At 72.8% G+C, this 14,506-nt stretch carries 18 protein-coding genes and 1 riboswitch; of the genes, 10 read left to right on the forward strand and 8 right to left on the reverse strand.

The window, feature by feature from the left end; all coding sequences use genetic code 11:
- Positions 1-14: 14 nt before the first annotated feature.
- The 5 genes from OG392_RS05725 to OG392_RS05745 all read right to left on the reverse strand — a co-directional run bounded on the left by OG392_RS05725 (position 15) and on the right by OG392_RS05745 (position 3,874).
- A complete protein-coding gene (locus tag OG392_RS05725; RefSeq protein ID WP_329276276.1) occupies positions 15-680 on the reverse strand; it encodes an urease accessory protein UreF in 666 nt (221 codons plus the stop codon).
- Positions 680-2,401, reverse strand: a complete 1,722-nt coding sequence (locus OG392_RS05730; protein WP_329276278.1) for an urease subunit alpha — start codon at positions 2,399-2,401, stop codon at positions 680-682. Before OG392_RS05730 ends, OG392_RS05725 begins: the two co-directional genes overlap by 1 nt.
- On the reverse strand, positions 2,394-2,777 hold the full coding sequence (locus tag OG392_RS05735) for an urease subunit beta (protein ID WP_329276280.1): 384 nt from the start codon (positions 2,775-2,777) through the stop codon (positions 2,394-2,396). The genes OG392_RS05730 and OG392_RS05735 overlap by 8 nt, the downstream gene beginning before the upstream one ends.
- Before the next feature lie 13 nt (positions 2,778-2,790).
- Positions 2,791-3,093 (reverse strand): urease subunit gamma, encoded by a 303-nt coding sequence (locus OG392_RS05740; protein ID WP_030316690.1) that lies wholly within the window; start codon positions 3,091-3,093, stop codon positions 2,791-2,793.
- Between the two features lie 163 nt (positions 3,094-3,256).
- Positions 3,257-3,874, reverse strand: a complete 618-nt coding sequence (locus tag OG392_RS05745) for a TetR/AcrR family transcriptional regulator (RefSeq protein WP_329276283.1) — start codon at positions 3,872-3,874, stop codon at positions 3,257-3,259.
- Between the two features lie 105 nt (positions 3,875-3,979).
- Here OG392_RS05745 and OG392_RS05750 point away from each other — a divergent pair, with 105 nt between their 5' ends.
- Entirely contained in the window at positions 3,980-4,990 is a 1,011-nt protein-coding gene (locus OG392_RS05750) for an ABC transporter permease (RefSeq protein ID WP_329276286.1), read from the forward strand.
- A gap of 184 nt (positions 4,991-5,174) precedes the next feature.
- Here the strand turns inward: OG392_RS05750 and OG392_RS05755 are convergent, their stop codons facing one another.
- The gene (locus OG392_RS05755; protein ID WP_329276288.1) at positions 5,175-5,453 is read right to left on the reverse strand and encodes a type II toxin-antitoxin system Phd/YefM family antitoxin; all 279 of its coding nucleotides are present in this window, start codon (positions 5,451-5,453) and stop codon (positions 5,175-5,177) included.
- Between the two features lie 58 nt (positions 5,454-5,511).
- Between OG392_RS05755 and OG392_RS05760 the strand changes: the two genes are divergently transcribed.
- The 3 genes from OG392_RS05760 (at position 5,512) to OG392_RS05770 (ending at position 7,449) form a co-directional block, all read left to right on the forward strand.
- Positions 5,512-6,135 carry a ClpP family protease gene (locus OG392_RS05760; RefSeq protein WP_329276290.1) on the forward strand — a complete coding sequence of 208 codons (624 nt, stop codon included), beginning with the start codon at positions 5,512-5,514 and terminating at the stop codon, positions 6,133-6,135.
- A gap of 7 nt (positions 6,136-6,142) precedes the next feature.
- Positions 6,143-6,448 (forward strand): hypothetical protein, encoded by a 306-nt coding sequence (locus OG392_RS05765; RefSeq protein WP_329276292.1) that lies wholly within the window; start codon positions 6,143-6,145, stop codon positions 6,446-6,448.
- Between the two features lie 390 nt (positions 6,449-6,838).
- Positions 6,839-6,969, forward strand: a riboswitch (cyclic di-AMP (ydaO/yuaA leader).
- Between the two features lie 3 nt (positions 6,970-6,972).
- Complete coding sequence (locus OG392_RS05770) at positions 6,973-7,449, forward strand: C40 family peptidase (RefSeq protein WP_329276295.1); 477 nt, start codon at positions 6,973-6,975, stop codon at positions 7,447-7,449.
- A gap of 74 nt (positions 7,450-7,523) precedes the next feature.
- Here the strand turns inward: OG392_RS05770 and OG392_RS05775 are convergent, their stop codons facing one another.
- Together OG392_RS05775 and OG392_RS05780 are read right to left on the reverse strand one after the other, a co-directional pair.
- On the reverse strand, positions 7,524-7,961 hold the full coding sequence (locus OG392_RS05775) for an ATP-binding protein (protein ID WP_329276297.1): 438 nt from the start codon (positions 7,959-7,961) through the stop codon (positions 7,524-7,526).
- 157 nt (positions 7,962-8,118) lie between these two features.
- Positions 8,119-9,300, reverse strand: coding sequence for an 8-amino-7-oxononanoate synthase (locus OG392_RS05780; RefSeq protein WP_329276299.1), 1,182 nt, complete (start codon positions 9,298-9,300; stop codon positions 8,119-8,121).
- A gap of 143 nt (positions 9,301-9,443) precedes the next feature.
- On the opposite strand from OG392_RS05780, the gene bioB reads away from it, so the two are divergent.
- The 6 genes from bioB to OG392_RS05810 all read left to right on the forward strand — a co-directional run bounded on the left by bioB (position 9,444) and on the right by OG392_RS05810 (position 14,459).
- Positions 9,444-10,712, forward strand: coding sequence for a biotin synthase BioB (gene bioB / locus OG392_RS05785; RefSeq protein WP_329276300.1), 1,269 nt, complete (start codon positions 9,444-9,446; stop codon positions 10,710-10,712).
- Positions 10,713-10,780: 68 nt separating this feature from the next.
- Positions 10,781-12,001: an adenosylmethionine--8-amino-7-oxononanoate transaminase gene (locus OG392_RS05790; protein ID WP_329287091.1), complete on the forward strand. Its 1,221-nt coding sequence runs from the start codon at positions 10,781-10,783 to the stop codon at positions 11,999-12,001.
- Between the two features lie 20 nt (positions 12,002-12,021).
- Positions 12,022-12,756, forward strand: a complete 735-nt coding sequence (gene bioD, locus OG392_RS05795; RefSeq protein WP_329276301.1) for a dethiobiotin synthase — start codon at positions 12,022-12,024, stop codon at positions 12,754-12,756.
- A gap of 182 nt (positions 12,757-12,938) precedes the next feature.
- Entirely contained in the window at positions 12,939-13,283 is a 345-nt protein-coding gene (locus OG392_RS05800; RefSeq protein ID WP_329276302.1) for a VOC family protein, read from the forward strand.
- Positions 13,284-13,293: 10 nt separating this feature from the next.
- Complete coding sequence (locus tag OG392_RS05805) at positions 13,294-13,968, forward strand: class I SAM-dependent methyltransferase (RefSeq protein WP_329276304.1); 675 nt, start codon at positions 13,294-13,296, stop codon at positions 13,966-13,968.
- A gap of 65 nt (positions 13,969-14,033) precedes the next feature.
- On the forward strand, positions 14,034-14,459 hold the full coding sequence (locus OG392_RS05810) for a GNAT family N-acetyltransferase (RefSeq protein WP_329276306.1): 426 nt from the start codon (positions 14,034-14,036) through the stop codon (positions 14,457-14,459).
- Positions 14,460-14,506 lie beyond the last annotated feature (47 nt).

Here is a 14,506-nt window from a genome sequence, read left to right on the forward strand (position 1 = left end):
ACGGCTCCAGATGTTCAGGATGCGAAGAGGCGGACGGGCCAGGACGCGTGCTGCTCGGCGGTGATGTCGAGGAGGGGCGCGGAGGCCGCGGGCAGGGCGTCGACGCCCTGCCGGGCGGCACGCGCGGCCTCCTCGGCGACCAGGTCCATGGCGGGGGCGAGCCGGGCGAGGACCGCGGTGGCCTGGAAGGGATCCAGACTCAGCAGCCGGACCGTGGCGGTGGCCGGACCGCTGACGGTCTCGTACACGACGCAGTGCGCGGCGTCCTCGGGGCCGAGGCCGGCGGCGCGGGCGGCGACGCCGAGGACGAGGGGCTGATGGGCGCCGCGCGGGAACGCGGCCGCGAGCGCGTCGAGTTCGGGGCTGGGCCAGGCGGCGCGCGCCGCCCGCATCATCTGCCGGCCGAGTTTCCGGGCGGCGGCACGCAGGGCGGGCGAGGGGGTGCGGGCGTCGGCGGCGGCGTCGAGTTCGCCCGGGTCGAGGCCGAGGGCGGCACCGGCGGCGAGTGCGGCGGAGGTGAGTCCGGTGGTGTGCAGCCGGCCCCGGCAGAAGGCCTCCAGTCCGGCCGCGTCCTGGACGCGACCGGCCTTGACGGCGGCCTCGGCGCCGCCGGAGTGGGCGTGCCCGCCGGCGGGGAACCGCCCGTCGGCGAGCACCAGGAGTGCGGCGCGGCTCGTCATCAGAAGAGGAAGTAGCGCTGGGCCATGGGCAGTTCGGCGGCGGGAGCGGGTTCGACCGCTTCGCCGTCGATCGTGACCGTGAAGGTGTCGGCGTCGACCTCGACCCGGGGCATCGCGTCGTTCTCCCGCATGTCCGCCTTGGACACCCGGCGGGTGCTGCCGATCGCCGCGAACTCCTTGTGCACGCCGAGCCGTTGCGCGATGTCGTCCTCGATCGCCGCCTGGGCGACGAAGTTGACCGAACCGGCCGCCGCCGCCTTGCCGAGCGCGCCGAACATCGGCCGGGGAAGGACGGGCTGCGGGGTGGGGATGGAGGCGTTGGCGTCGCCCATCTGCGCGTAGGCGATCTGGCCGCCCTTCAGGACGGTGAGCGGTTTCACCCCGAAGAAGGCGGGCTCCCACAACACCAGGTCCGCGAGCTTTCCGGGTTCGACGGAGCCGATGAGGTGGTCCATGCCCTGGGCGACGGCCGGGTTGATCGTGTACTTGGCGACGTAGCGGCGCGCGCGGTGGTTGTCGGCGCGGCCGTCCCCGGGCAGGGCGCCGCGTCTCTTCTTCATGACGTGGGCGGTCTGCCAGGTGCGCATGACCACCTCGCCGATGCGGCCCATGGCCTGGGAGTCGGAGGAGATGATCGAGATGGCGCCGAGGTCGTGGAGGATGTCCTCCGCGGCGATGGTGGAGGGCCGGATCCGCGACTCGGCGAAGGCGAGGTCCTCGGGGACGGCCGGGTTGAGGTGGTGGCAGACCATCAGCATGTCGAGGTGTTCCTCGATGGTGTTGACGGTGTGCGGCCGGGTCGGGTTGGTGGAGCTGGGCAGGATGTACGGCTCCGAGACCACCGTGATGATGTCGGGCGCGTGCCCGCCGCCGGCGCCCTCCGTGTGGTACGCGTGGACGGTCCGACCTGCGATGGCGGCGAGGGTGTCGCCGACGAAGCCGGCCTCGTTCAGGGTGTCGGTGTGGATGGCGAGCTGGGCGCCCGTCTCCTCGCACACGCCCAGGCAGGCGTCGATGACGGCGGGGGTGGCGCCCCAGTCCTCGTGGATCTTGAATCCGAGGGCTCCGCCGCGTAGTTGGGAGTGCATGGCCTCCCGGGACATGGTGTTGCCCTTGCCGAGCAGACCGATGTTGACGGGGAAGGTGTCCAGGGCCTCGAACATCCTGGCGGTGTGCCAGGGGCCGGGGGTGACCGTGGTCGCCTTGGTGCCCTCGGCCGGTCCCGTGCCGCCGCCGACCAGGGTGGTGACGCCGGTGGCGAGGGCCTGTTCGACGACGGTCGGCGAGATGAAGTGGACATGGGCGTCGACGGCACCGGCGGTGACGATCCGGCCGTTGCCGACGATGATCTCGGTCTCGGGGCCGATGACGAGGTCGGGGTGGACGCCGTCCATGGTGTCGGGGTTGCCGGCCTTGCCGAGGGCGGTGATCCGGCCGTCCCGGATGCCGATGTCGGCCTTGACGATGCCCCAGTGGTCGATGATCACGGCGCCGGTGATCACGGTGTCGGGGGCGCCCTCGGCGCGGGTGGTGCGCGCCTGCCCCATGGACTCGCGGATCACCTTGCCGCCGCCGAAGACGGCCTCGTCGCCCGCCCGCCCGGGGCCGCCGCTGCGGTCCTCCTCGATCTCGACGAGGAGGTCGGTGTCGGCGAGCCGGACGCGGTCGCCGGTGGTGGGGCCGAACAGGTCGGCGTAGACGGCGCGATGCAGGTCAGGCACGGTCGGCCCCCTCGGTCTCGTCGGCTTCGCGGGGCGCGTCGACGACGCCGTCGGCCTCGGTGTCGGTCGGGTCCAGCGGGCCCGCCGTCGCGCCGCGCAGGCCGGGCACGATCCGGCGCCCGGCGAGCGGGACGAGTTCGACCTCGACGGGGATGCCGGGCTCGAAGCGGACGGCGGTGCCGGCGGCGATGTGCAGCCGTCGGCCGTGCGCGGCGGCACGGTCGAAGTCGAGGCCGGGGTTGACCTCGGCGAAGTGGTAGTGGGAGCCGACCTGGACGGGCCGGTCGGCGGCGTTGAGCACGGTCAGACGCGTGACGGGGCGCCCCTCGTTGAGGGCGACGGGGCCGTCCGCGTACAGGATCTCTCCGGGGATCATCGGCGCGGCCCGTTCAGACGATGGGGTCGTGGACGGTGACGAGCTTGGTGCCGTCGGGGAAGGTGGCCTCGACCTGGACGTCGTGGATCATCTCGGGGATGCCGTCCATGACCTCGTCGCGGGTGAGCACCTTGCGTCCCGAGGCCATGAGTTCGGCGACGGTGCGGCCGTCCCGGGCGCCTTCGAGGATGTGGGAGGTGAGGAGGGCGACAGCCTCGGGGTGGTTGAGGCGCACACCCCGGGCCAGTCGCTTGGCGGCCACGTCCGCGGCCACATGAATGAGCAGGCGTTCCTGTTCGTGCGGGCTCAGTTGCACTCTTCCACCTCACAGTCGTCGACCGGGACACCCGGACAGCTGCGGACCCTACCGACGTTCAACACCTTGTTGAACTGCGGAGATGCGGCTCGCGGCCAGACATTGCACGTTAGGGCGGAAGTTTTTCCGGCTCGTTAACTGCGCCTTTGCTCTTTCATGATCGTCAGACCGGATCGACCGACATGGACATCAGACCCCGGAGCCCGTCCTCCAGGACGTCCACGGCCACGTCGCCGAAGAGCGCCTGCTGGGCGATGAAGCCCTGCGCGACGGCGATCAGGGTGCGGGCCACGTGATCGGCGGGGACGTCGGCGTGCAGGAGCCCGCCCTCGCGGTAGGCGGCGACCAGGGCGGTCCAGGCGACGCGCATCCCGTGGTAGCCCTCCGCGAGCGTCTTCTCCAGCTCCTCGTTCCGCAGGGTCTCGGTCCACACCTGGATGATCAGGCGCGCGAAGGCCTGCCGGTCGCCTCCGGGGATCCGCTCCTCAAGGAAGAGGCGGAGCACCGCGCCGAGGAGGACGTCGGGCGTGGGTGGCGGTGTGGCCCTGGAGGCCTCCTCGAAGGCGCCCCGGATGCCGGTGAAAGCCTCCGCGGCGATGGCCGCGATGAGCTCGTCCTTGCCCCGGAAGTACCGGTAGACCGCGCCGGCCGACAGGCCGACCTCGCCGAGCACGTCCTGCATCGAGGTGGCGTGGAAGCCGTTGCGGGCGAAGCAGCGCGCCGCCCCGTCGAGGATCTGGCGCCGCCGGGCGTCGAGGTGTTCCTGGGAGACACGAGCCATACCCCTGAACCTAAAACGAATATTCATTCTTGACAAGCGTCCGGGCCCGCAGGACAGTGGGGATCCATAAAAACGAACGATCCTTCTCTTTGAATCGAGGACACCATGTCCGCCGACACCGCCGCCTTCGGCGCGGGGCGCAGGGCCATCGCGGTGATCGTGCTGGTCCCCGTCGTCGTCGCCCTGACCCTCTGGGCCTTCGCGTGGCCCGCCGCCCGGACAGCACCCCGCGACCTGCCGATCGGTGTCGCGGGCCCCGCCACGGTGGTCACCGCCCTGGAACAGGACCTCGCCCGCCACGAAGGAGCCTTCGAGGTCCACCGTTACGCGGACGGAGCCGCGGCCCGCGCCGCGATAGAGGACCGCGATGTATACGGAGCGGTCGTCGTGACCCCGGGCGGTACGGAGCTCCTGACCGCCTCGGCCGCGAGCCCCGTGGTGGCCGGACTCCTCCGGGAGGCCTTGACCGCCCAGGTCCCGGCGGGCACGAACGTCCAGGTCACGGATGTGGTCGCCGCTCCGGCGGGCGACCCGCGCGGGGCCGTCCTCGTCTCCAGCCTGCTGCCGCTCGCCCTGGCCGGGGCGGCGGCGGGGGCCGTCACGACCCTTCTCGGCCTGCGCGGCGGGCGCGCCGTGGCCGCCCTCGCCGGCGCCGCGGCGCTCGCGGGCGTCGCCGGCGCGGCCCTCGCCCACAGCTGGCTCGGCGCGCTCGGCGGCGACTGGTGGGCCGAGGCCGGGGTCCTCGGTCTCACCGTGCTGGCGATCGGCTCGACGTTCGCCGGGTTCGCGGCCCTCGTCGGAAAGCCGGGCCTCGGGCTCGGGGCCCTGCTGATGATCCTGCTCGGCAACCCGTTCTCAGGCGTGTCGAGCGCGCCGGAGCTCCTGCCGACCGCCGTGGGCACCCTCGGCCAGTGGCTGCCGCCGGGCGCCGCCGGCTCGGCCCTCCGGTCCGTCTCCTCCTTCGAGGGCGCGGGGGCGGGCGGACCGCTCCTCGTCCTCTCCCTCTGGGCGGCGGCGGGGCTGACGGCGACCGCGCTCGGGGCCAGGCGGCGGAGCACGGAACCCGCGGAGCCCGCGGCCGCGGCGTCGGCCCCGGTTCCGGCGCGCGCGGGCTGATCCCGGCCCACCGAGACCGTACGCGCGAGAAGACGGCCGCGTGCCCCCGCTGTAGCGGACGGGGGCACGCGGCTTTTCGGCATGCGCCGGGGCGGCCGGAGTGGCCGGGGGCAGAGCAACTGGGGGCGGAGCGACTGGGGGCGGAGGGGGCTGCGGCGGAGGCGACTGGTGGCGGCCGGGCCCGCTAGGAGACGCCGGGCTCGCGGTGGTGGGCGGCGATGCCGAAGCGGCGCTGTTCGCCGGTAGCGGAGTCCAGGGAGTGGAGCCCGGAGACCGAGCTGATCACCTGCTCGTCGACGGGCTTCTCGGCCGCTTCGAGTTCCTCCAGGTCAGCGGCGGAGACCAGGGCGACCAGCGGCTTCCCGTGGCGGGTGACGACCACGCGCTCGCCGCCGTACACGACGCGGTTGATCAGGTCGGCGAGCTCGGCTCGCGCTTGCGTCACCGGGATCTCGTAGGTCATGCTCCCCATCTTACGGGCTGTACGTCCTGTACATTTTTTACAGATGGAGGTTCCCGCCATGGATGCTCGCCACGTCCTGCCCGAGTTCACGGAGCGCACCAGCTACGGAACCCGGACCCTCGACCCCTACTCGAAGCTCCTCTCGTCCCGGATCGTCTTCCTCGGGACGCCGATCGACGAGACATCGGCCAACGACGTCATCGCCCAGTTCCTGTATCTCGACCACGCGGGCCCCGAGCAGGACGTCTCGCTCTACATCAACTCCCCCGGCGGCTCCATCAGCGCCATGACCGCGATCTACGACACGATGCGCTCGCTCCACTGCGACGTGGAGACCACCTGCCTGGGACAGGCCGTCTCCACCGCCGCGGTGCTGCTCGCCGCCGGCACCCCGGGCAAGCGCATGATGCTGCCGGGCGCCCGGGTCACGCTCCGGCAGCCCGCCATGGACGAGCCGCTCCAGGGCCAGCCGAGCGACCTCGACATCCACGCCCGCGAACTGCTCCGCCTGCGCGCGCTGATGACAGGGATGCTCACCGAGCATTCGGGACAGGAGCGCGGACGCGTCGACGCCGACCTCGACCGGCTCACGGTCCTCGACGCGCCCGCGGCGGTCGCGTACGGCCTGGTGGACCACGTGATCACGAGCCGGGCCGCGGGCGCCGGCGGCACGGCGGGATGAGCCGGCCGTGGTTCCCGAGCTGCCGCCGCTGCCCGCCCTGACCCGCGCCGAGAGCGAACTCGTCGACGCCTACCTCGAAGTCGTCGACCTGCTCGGGAAGATCAATCCGTCCAGGGGTACGCACACCTATGGCGCCCTGCGCGCGGCACAAGCCCTGGTGGGACGGTCGGAGGCGCTCCTCCAGGCACTGACGCTCATGCATGCGCGGGGTGAGAGCGAGGTGCACGCGGACACATTGGCCCGTGCGCTCCGGGTGTTGGACGGAGAGCGCCGGGCCGACCGCGTCACTGTCCCGCGCACTCGCGCGAGTTGACATTTCCGCGTGTCGTGTCGAGACCCGGACGGCCGACGCGCATCGCAGAATCGCTCCCCCGTTCGGCGTAGTCGACGAGTCGACATATGTCCCGGGTGAGTTGCACAACAGGTGTACGCATTTGGCGGAATGAGCCGTTCCGGTGCTGGTGCGAGGCTCGTAGGCCAAACCTCCGAAGATCACAAAGGCTGTCTGTCCACCCGAACGGATCAGTCGTGAGGAGCCTCACATATCGCCGTTTCAGCTCGGATTTCGACCTGTCCGTGGGTCAAGATCCCTGTCGACGACAAGCCCCCGCCACCACGGCGGGGCGGTCCGGGCGGACGCCGAGTCCTGCCGCTGTCCCGGACGTCTGGTCGACAGGATTGGATCGGCAGGAGTGGAGGACCCGATTTTTACGGGGCGTACGCGCTGTTTCGGCAGCGGGGCCGCCCCTTGGGGTGAAGCCGCGTCAGCGGCCGGGCATCTTCGCCAGCCCGAACCCGACAGGTCATCCTTCGCAGGCGGCTGACGAAGGGTTGCGCATGACCGCGCAGATGCACGTCCCGTCCCTGCTGTCCCGGGCCGGAGCCGTCTCGGCTCTCACCCTCGCCGCCGTCGGCGGCACGCTGTTCGCACCCGGTGCGGCATCGGAGGCCCAGGCAGCCACCACGCACGCGAACAAGGCACTGAGCGTCGCCGCGTCCAAGAAGGGAGCTCCGTACCGGTACGGGAGCACCGGACCCTCCAGGTTCGACTGCTCCGGTCTGACGCTCTACGCGTACAAGCAGGCGGGCAAGTCGCTGCCCCGCACCGCGCAGCAGCAGTACAACAAGACCCGGCACATCCCCGCCTCCACCAGACAGCAGGGGGATCTGGTCTTCTTCCACTCCGGCGGGAGGGTCTACCACGTGGGCATCTACGCCGGCAGCGGCAGGATCTGGCACTCGCCCAAGACGGGTTCCTGGGTGAAGCTCGACAAGATCTGGTCGTCGAAGGTCTCCTACGGCCGCGTCCGCTGATCAGGCGGCGGTAGCGGCTCGTCCGTGGGGGGGGTGCGGTGGCGCCGCCGTGCCCCTGACCGCCGGGACGGGACCTAACAGCTGGCCACGGGGGCCACGGTCCAGGGAAGAGTGATCCAGACCGTCTTGCCGCCGTCGTCGGTCGGCGTGACCGACAGACGGCCGCCGGCTTCGGCGGCCAGGACGCGGATGATGACCATGCCGCGGCCGTTGTCCTGCTGGACCGCCGCCGGGAGGCGGCGCGGCCGGCGCGGATGGCTGTCGGTGACACCGATGTGCAGCCGCTCCTCGCGCTCCAGGCGGACGTCGACCGTGAAGGTGGGCGACTGGCCGAGGGTGTGCAGCACGGCGTTGGTGGCCAGTTCGGAGACGATCACCCGGATCGAGTCCGCGATCTCCGCGGCCTCGTCGAGGCCCCACTCCATGAGGACGTCCGCGACGTACCGCCGGGCCGTGGGGACCGAGGCGGGATCGCTCGGCAGCGTGACGGATGCTTCCTGGTGATCGGCCATGGCGACGCTGTCCCTTTCCCACCGGGGCCACCGCCCCGGATTGCGCTTCGCGTCAGAGTGCCACCGATCGTGCCGCGCCGTGCGGCGTTCCACCAAGATATGTCCCCATCTGTCGCCCGAAGCGGTGAACTCTGCTGTCCGGGAACGCTCTTGGGGACTACCCGGCGTCGGGCGCGGTGCGCAGGATCGTCCGCACCGCGTTCTCGATCTGCGCGTCGGTCAGATCGGCGCGGGCCGTGAGCCGCAGCCGCGAGATGCCGTCGGGGACCGACGGGGGCCGGAAGCAGCCGACCGCCAGACCCTGGTCGCGGCAGTCCGCCGCCCAGCCCAGGGCCGCCTCCGGCGAGGGCGCGCGCACCGAGACGACGGCCGCGTCGGGCCGGGCCGCCGTGAGACCGGCCTCGGTGAGCAGCCGGTACAGCGTGGTCGCGACGGTACGGGCCCGCTCGGCCAGGCCCGGTTCGGCCCTGATCAGACGCAGGCTCGCGAGCGCGCCGCCCGCGGCGGCCGGGGCGAGACCCGTGTCGAAGATGAAGGTGCGGGCCGCGTTCACCAGGTGCTCGATCACCCGGGCCGGACCGAGGACGGCTCCGCCCTGGCTGCCCAGGGACTTGGAGAGGGTCAAGGTGGCGACGACGTCCTCGCCGCCCGCGAGCCCCACCTCGTGGAGGGCTCCCCGGCCGCCTTCGCCGAGGACGCCGAACCCGTGGGCGTCGTCCACCACGAGTCCGGCGCCGTGCGCACGGCAGGCCTCCGCGAGCTCCGGCAGCGGGGCCTTGTCGCCGTCGACGGAGAAGACCGAGTCGCTGACGACCAGGGCCCGCCGCCCGGGATGGGCGGCGAGGGTCTTGCGTACGGCCTCGGGATCGGTGTGCGGCACGACGGCCGTCTCGGCGCGGGCCAGACGGCAGCCGTCCACGATCGAGGCGTGGTTGGAGGTGTCGGAGACGATCAGCGAGTCGCGGCCGCCGAGCGCGGTGAGCGCGGCCAGGTTGGCGGTGTAGCCGGAGGAGAAGACGAGGGCCGCCTCGAATCCGCAGAACTCGGCGAGCTCGCGCTCCAGCCGGGTGTGCAGCCGGGTCGTGCCGGTGACGAGCCGCGAACCCGTGGAGCCGGCGCCCCAGCGCCGCGCCGCGTCGGCCGCCGCCTCGGTGACGTCCGCGCGGCGGGTGAGCCCCAGATAGTCGTTGCTCGCCAGATCGAGCAGGTCCGACTCGGCGGCCCGGGGCCGCAGCGTACGGACCAGACCGGCGTCCGCACGGCGGCGCGCCTCGGCGTCGGTCCAGTCGAACGCGGTACGGCGGGGGCCCGCGGCCCGTGCGTCCTCGGCCTGTGGCATTCGGCGATCCTTTTGTAGGCAGCGCACAGACCCTAACCGGAGGATGCCGAGGTCGGGATGTGGTCATCCACACACCTCTATCGGGGGCGTTTGTTCAGATCCTCCTTGGCCCGGGGGCGGCCGGTAGGCGAGGATCAGCGCTTATGGACCTGCTGAACACGCTGGTGGAGAAGGGGCTGCGGCGCGAGCTGCCGACCCGTGAAGAAGCGCTCGCCGTCCTGGCGACCTCCGACGACGAACTGCTCGATGTGGTGGCGGCGGCCGGCAAGGTGCGCCGTCAGTGGTTCGGGCGGCGGGTGAAGCTCAACTATCTGGTGAACCTGAAGTCGGGCCTGTGCCCCGAGGACTGCTCGTACTGCTCGCAGCGGCTCGGCTCCAAGGCCGAGATCCTCAAGTACACCTGGCTGAAGCCGGACGAGGCCTCGCAGGCCGCCGCCGCGGGTGTCGCGGGCGGAGCCAAGCGCGTCTGCCTGGTCGCGAGCGGCCGCGGTCCGACGGACCGGGACGTCGAGCGGGTCGGCAGGACCATCGAGGCCATCAAGGAGCAGAACGAGGGCGTCGAGGTGTGCGCCTGTCTGGGGCTGCTCTCGGACGGCCAGGCCGAGCGGCTGCGGGACGCCGGCGCCGACGCGTACAACCACAACCTGAACACGTCCGAGGCGACGTACGCCGGGATCACCAAGACCCACACGTACGCGGACCGGGTGGACACCGTGCAGAAGGCGCACGCCGCCGGTCTGTCGGCCTGCTCGGGTCTCATCGCGGGCATGGGCGAGACGGACGAGGACCTCGTCGACGTCGTGTACGCGCTGCGCGAGCTCGACTCGGACTCGGTGCCGGTCAACTTCCTCATCCCCTTCGAGGGGACGCCGCTGGCCAAGGAGTGGAACCTCACCCCGCAGCGCTGCCTGCGGATCCTGGCGATGGTGCGGTTCGTCTGCCCCGACGTCGAGGTGCGGATCGCGGGCGGCCGTGAGGTGCACCTGCGCTCGATGCAGCCGCTCGCGCTGAACATCGCGAACTCGATCTTCCTCGGCGACTACCTCACGAGCGAGGGCCAGGCCGGCCAGGCCGACCTGGACATGATCGCGGACGCGGGCTTCGAGGTGGAGGGCGCGGGCACGACGACGCTCCCGAAGCACCGTGCCGACGCGCTCGCCGCGGCGGGCGGCGGCTGTGGCTCCCAGGCGTCGGCGGGCTGCGGCTCGCACGACGCGGCGGAGGGCGCGGGCTGCGGCTCGCACGCCGGGGCCGGTGGCGGCTGCGGTCCGTGCGGCGGTCACGCGGCGCCGGAGCCCGCCGCGTCCGTCGACGCGGCGGAGCCGGTCGACGCAGCCGCGAACCAGGCCCGGACGGACCTGGTCGCCGTGCGCCGCCGGGGCGCCGGCACGGACCTCGCGCCGAACGCGTGACGGCCGTGCGCGACAACGGGGAGATCCTCGCCCTCGACCGGGCGCACGTGTGGCACCCGTACGGCCCCATGCCGGGCCGTACGGACCCGCTGGTCGTGGAGTCCGCCTCCGGGGTGCGCCTCCGGCTCGCCGAACCCACCGAGGGCCAGGCCGAGTTGATCGACGGCATGTCCTCCTGGTGGTCCGCCGTCCACGGGTACAACCACCCCGTGCTCAACGAGGCGGTCACCGATCAGCTGGGCCGGATGAGCCACGTCATGTTCGGCGGGCTGACCCACGAACCGGCCGTGCGGCTCGCCGCACGGCTCGTCGAGATCACCCCCGAGCCGCTGCGGCACGTCTTCCTCAGCGACTCGGGCTCCGTGGCCGTCGAGGTCGCCGTCAAGATGTGCCTGCAGTACTGGCGTTCGCTCGGCCGCCCCGAGAAGCACCGCATGTTCACCTGGCGCGGCGGCTACCACGGGGACACCTGGCAGCCGATGTCCGTGTGCGACCCCGACGGCGGGATGCACGAGCTGTGGACCGGGGTGCTCCAGCCGCAGGTCTTCGTGGACGCCCCGCCGGCCACGTACGAGGAGTCCTACGCCGAGCTGCTGCGGACCGAGATCGCGCAGCACGCGCACGAACTGGCCGCGGTGATCGTGGAGCCGGTGGTGCAGGGCGCGGGCGGCATGCGCTTCCACCACCCGGAGTACCTGCGGGTGCTGCGCGAGGCCTGCGACGCGCACGACGTGCTGCTGGTCCTCGACGAGATCGCCACCGGATTCGGGCGTACGGGAACGCTGTTCGCCGCCGACCAGGTGGGGATCTCCCCCGATGTGATGTGCCTGGGCAAGGCGCTGACCGGCGGCTATCTGTCGATGGCGGCGACGCTCTGCACGAGCCGGGTCGCCGACGGGATCTCGCAGGGCGAGGTCCCGGTACTGGCCCACGGTCCGACGTTCATGGGCAATCCGCTGGCCTCGGCGGTGGCCTGCGCCTCCATCGACCTGCTGCTCTCGCAGGACTGGCGGGTCGAGGTCAAGCGCATCGAGGCGGGTCTGCGCGAGGGGCTCGCCCCCGCCGCGGAACTCCCCGGGGTGCGCGAGGTGCGGGTGCTGGGCGCGATCGGCGTCGTCCAGCTCGACCACCCGGTCGACATGGCGGCGGCGACGCGCGCGGCGGTCCGGGCGGGCGTGTGGGTACGCCCGTTCCGCGACCTGATCTACACCATGCCGCCGTACGTGACCGGCGACGAGGACCTGGCCCGCATCTGCGCCGCGGTGTGCGCGGCGGCGGCCGCGGGCTGACCGGAAGAGCGGGGAGAACAGTGGGAATCATCGTCGTCAGCGGTACGGGCACGGAGATCGGCAAGACCGTCGTCACCGCCGCCGTCGCCGCGATCGCCACGGCCGCCGGCCGCACGGTCGCCGTCCTCAAGCCCGCGCAGACGGGTGTCGGGCCGGACGAACGCGGTGACGCGGACGAGGTCGTCCGGCTCTCGGGCGCCGTGGGCTCCGCCGAGCTGGGCCGTTTCCCGGAGCCGCTGGCCCCGGGGACGGCGGCCCGGCGGGCCGGGCTCGCCCCGGTCGGGCCCGCGGAGGTCGCCGAGGCTGCGCGGAAGCTGGCCGCCGCACACGACCTGGTGCTCGTGGAGGGGGCGGGCGGGCTGCTCGTCCGCTTCGACGAGGAGGGCGGCACGCTCGCGGACGCGGCGGCACTGCTCGGCGCGCCCGTCCTCGTGGTCGTCCCCGCCGGTCTGGGGACGCTCAACTCCGCGACCCTGACGGCCGAGGCCCTCCGGGCGCGCGGGATCGAGCAGCTGGGCGTGGTGATCGGCAGCTGGCCGGACGCGCCGGACCTGGCGATGCGCTGCAACCTGGCGGACCTGCCACGGGAGGCGGACGCCTCGCTCCTCGGCGCCGTACCGGAGGGGTCCGGCTCGCTCGGCCCGGCGGAGTTCCGAGCGGCGGCGGGCGGCTGGCTGGGACCGGAGCTCGGCGGCACGTGGGACGCGGAGGCGTTCCGGGAGCGGTTCGCGGAGCCGTACGCGGGGACCCCGTAGCGCGTGACACGCAACCGGGCCCCCGTGGCGCGTGACGCGGTGGCTCGGGGAAAGCGTGACGCGGGCCCCGTGGCGCGTGACGCGGGAACCCGGTTCCCGGGGGACGTCGGTGACCCTGTTCCGGGGGACGCGGGAGCCCTGTTTCGCGGGACGCGCGTGTCTTCGCTCCGTAGGCTGGAGGTATGCGCGCTCACGTTCAGGAGATCGTCTTCGACTGTGCCGATCCGGCCGCTCTGGTCCGGTTCTGGGGAGGGCTCCTCGGCGGTGCTCCGGTCGACCGGAGCGCCGACTGGTCGTACGTGGACCCGCCGGACTTCGTCCGGCTCGCCTTCCAGCGGGTGCCGGAGGGCAAGTCCGTGAAGAACCGCGTCCATCTCGACCTGGAGGTCGACGACCCGGTCCTGGCCGCCGACGGGGCACTGCCCGCCGGCGCGTCCCGGGTCGGCGGCCTCGTGACCGACGAGCAGGGCTCCTTCCAGGTGATGCGGGATCCGGAGGGCAACGAGTTCTGCTTCGTGACGGGCTGAGGAGGCTCCGATGACCCCGCCGCACACTCCGTCGCACCCCTCGCCCGTCTCACCCGGCGTGCACCATCCGCTGTTCGCCCGCTTCTACGCCCGGTTCAGCGTGTCCGCCGACGCCAAGGGCGGGCTCGGCGCACTGCGGGCCGAGCTGCTCGACGGGCTCTCCGGCCGGGTGATCGAGATCGGGGCGGGCAACGGGCTGAACTTCGCGCACTACCCGGCCGGTGTCACCGAGGTGGTGGCGCTCGAACCGGAGTCCCGGCTCCGGCGGCTGGCCCAGGAGGCCGCGCTCCGGGCCCCGGTCCCGGTGACCGTGCTCCCGGACACCGCCGAGGCACTGCCGCTGGAGGACGCCTCCTTCGACGCGGGGGTCGCCTCCCTGGTGCTCTGTACGGTACGGAACCTCCCGCAGGCCCTCGCCGAGCTGCACCGGGTGCTGCGCCCCGGCGCCGAGCTGCGGTTCTTCGAGCACGGCGCGGCGGACACGCCCGGACTCGCCCGTGTGCAGCGGGGTCTCGACCGGACGGTCTGGCCGCTGCTCTTCGGCGGCTGCCACACCTCCCGCGCCCCGCTCGCGGCGATCGAGGCGGCCGGTTTCACGCTGGGCCCGTACCGCTCGTTCGACGTGCCGGAGAAGGGGCCTCGGCTGCCTTCCTCGCCCTGCGTCCTGGGCTCGGCCCGCCGGTAGCGGCGCCGTTCCCGCAGGACGGAAATCCTGGCACCGGCCCGGCCCCGCGTGATGGGATCGGGGCCATGATCGATCTGCAGATACGTCCCGCCGCCGCCGAGGACGCCGAGGCCGTGCTGGCCTTCTGGAAGGAGTCCGCCGAGGGGACCTCCGTCTCGGACGACGTGGACGGGGTGACCCGGCTCGTCGAGCGCGACCCCGAGGCACTCCTCCTGGCCGTCGCCGACGGACGGATCGTGGGATCCGTCATCGCCGGCTGGGACGGCTGGCGGGCCTCCCTCTACCGCCTGGCGGTCCTCCCCCCGTACCGTCGCCGGGGCATCTCCACCGCGTTGCTCCGCGCGGCCGACGAGCGCTTCCTCGCGCTGGGCGGACGGCGGGTGGACGCCATGGTCCTGGAGGCGAACGGGACGGGACAGCGGCTCTGGACGGCGGCCGGGTACGAGCGCCAGGACCACTGGCGCCGCTGGGTGCGGCCGCTCACCCGCTGACCTGCGTCGACCGGCCGGGGCCGGTCACGCCGCCGCTTTGCCGATCC

The sequence above is a fragment of the Streptomyces sp. NBC_00691 genome (assembly GCF_036226665.1).
Lineage (GTDB): Bacteria > Actinomycetota > Actinomycetes > Streptomycetales > Streptomycetaceae > Streptomyces.

Bases quoted from the DNA above. Each gene is read 5' to 3' on its own strand.
- OG392_RS05725 (WP_329276276.1), bottom strand. From the start codon at position 680: ATGACGAGCCGCGCCGCACTCCTGGTGCTCGCCGACGGGCGGTTCCCC.
- OG392_RS05735 (WP_329276280.1), bottom strand. From the start codon at position 2,777: ATGATCCCCGGAGAGATCCTGTACGCGGACGGCCCCGTCGCCCTCAAC.
- OG392_RS05745 (WP_329276283.1), bottom strand. From the start codon at position 3,874: ATGGCTCGTGTCTCCCAGGAACACCTCGACGCCCGGCGGCGCCAGATC.
- OG392_RS05750 (WP_329276286.1), top strand. From the start codon at position 3,980: ATGTCCGCCGACACCGCCGCCTTCGGCGCGGGGCGCAGGGCCATCGCG.
- OG392_RS05755 (WP_329276288.1), bottom strand. From the start codon at position 5,453: ATGACCTACGAGATCCCGGTGACGCAAGCGCGAGCCGAGCTCGCCGAC.
- OG392_RS05760 (WP_329276290.1), top strand. From the start codon at position 5,512: ATGGATGCTCGCCACGTCCTGCCCGAGTTCACGGAGCGCACCAGCTAC.
- OG392_RS05770 (WP_329276295.1), top strand. From the start codon at position 6,973: ATGACCGCGCAGATGCACGTCCCGTCCCTGCTGTCCCGGGCCGGAGCC.
- OG392_RS05775 (WP_329276297.1), bottom strand. From the start codon at position 7,961: ATGGCCGATCACCAGGAAGCATCCGTCACGCTGCCGAGCGATCCCGCC.
- OG392_RS05780 (WP_329276299.1), bottom strand. From the start codon at position 9,300: ATGCCACAGGCCGAGGACGCACGGGCCGCGGGCCCCCGCCGTACCGCG.
- bioB (WP_329276300.1), top strand. From the start codon at position 9,444: ATGGACCTGCTGAACACGCTGGTGGAGAAGGGGCTGCGGCGCGAGCTG.
- OG392_RS05790 (WP_329287091.1), top strand. From the start codon at position 10,781: ATGCCGGGCCGTACGGACCCGCTGGTCGTGGAGTCCGCCTCCGGGGTG.
- OG392_RS05800 (WP_329276302.1), top strand. From the start codon at position 12,939: ATGCGCGCTCACGTTCAGGAGATCGTCTTCGACTGTGCCGATCCGGCC.
- OG392_RS05805 (WP_329276304.1), top strand. From the start codon at position 13,294: ATGACCCCGCCGCACACTCCGTCGCACCCCTCGCCCGTCTCACCCGGC.
- OG392_RS05810 (WP_329276306.1), top strand. From the start codon at position 14,034: ATGATCGATCTGCAGATACGTCCCGCCGCCGCCGAGGACGCCGAGGCC.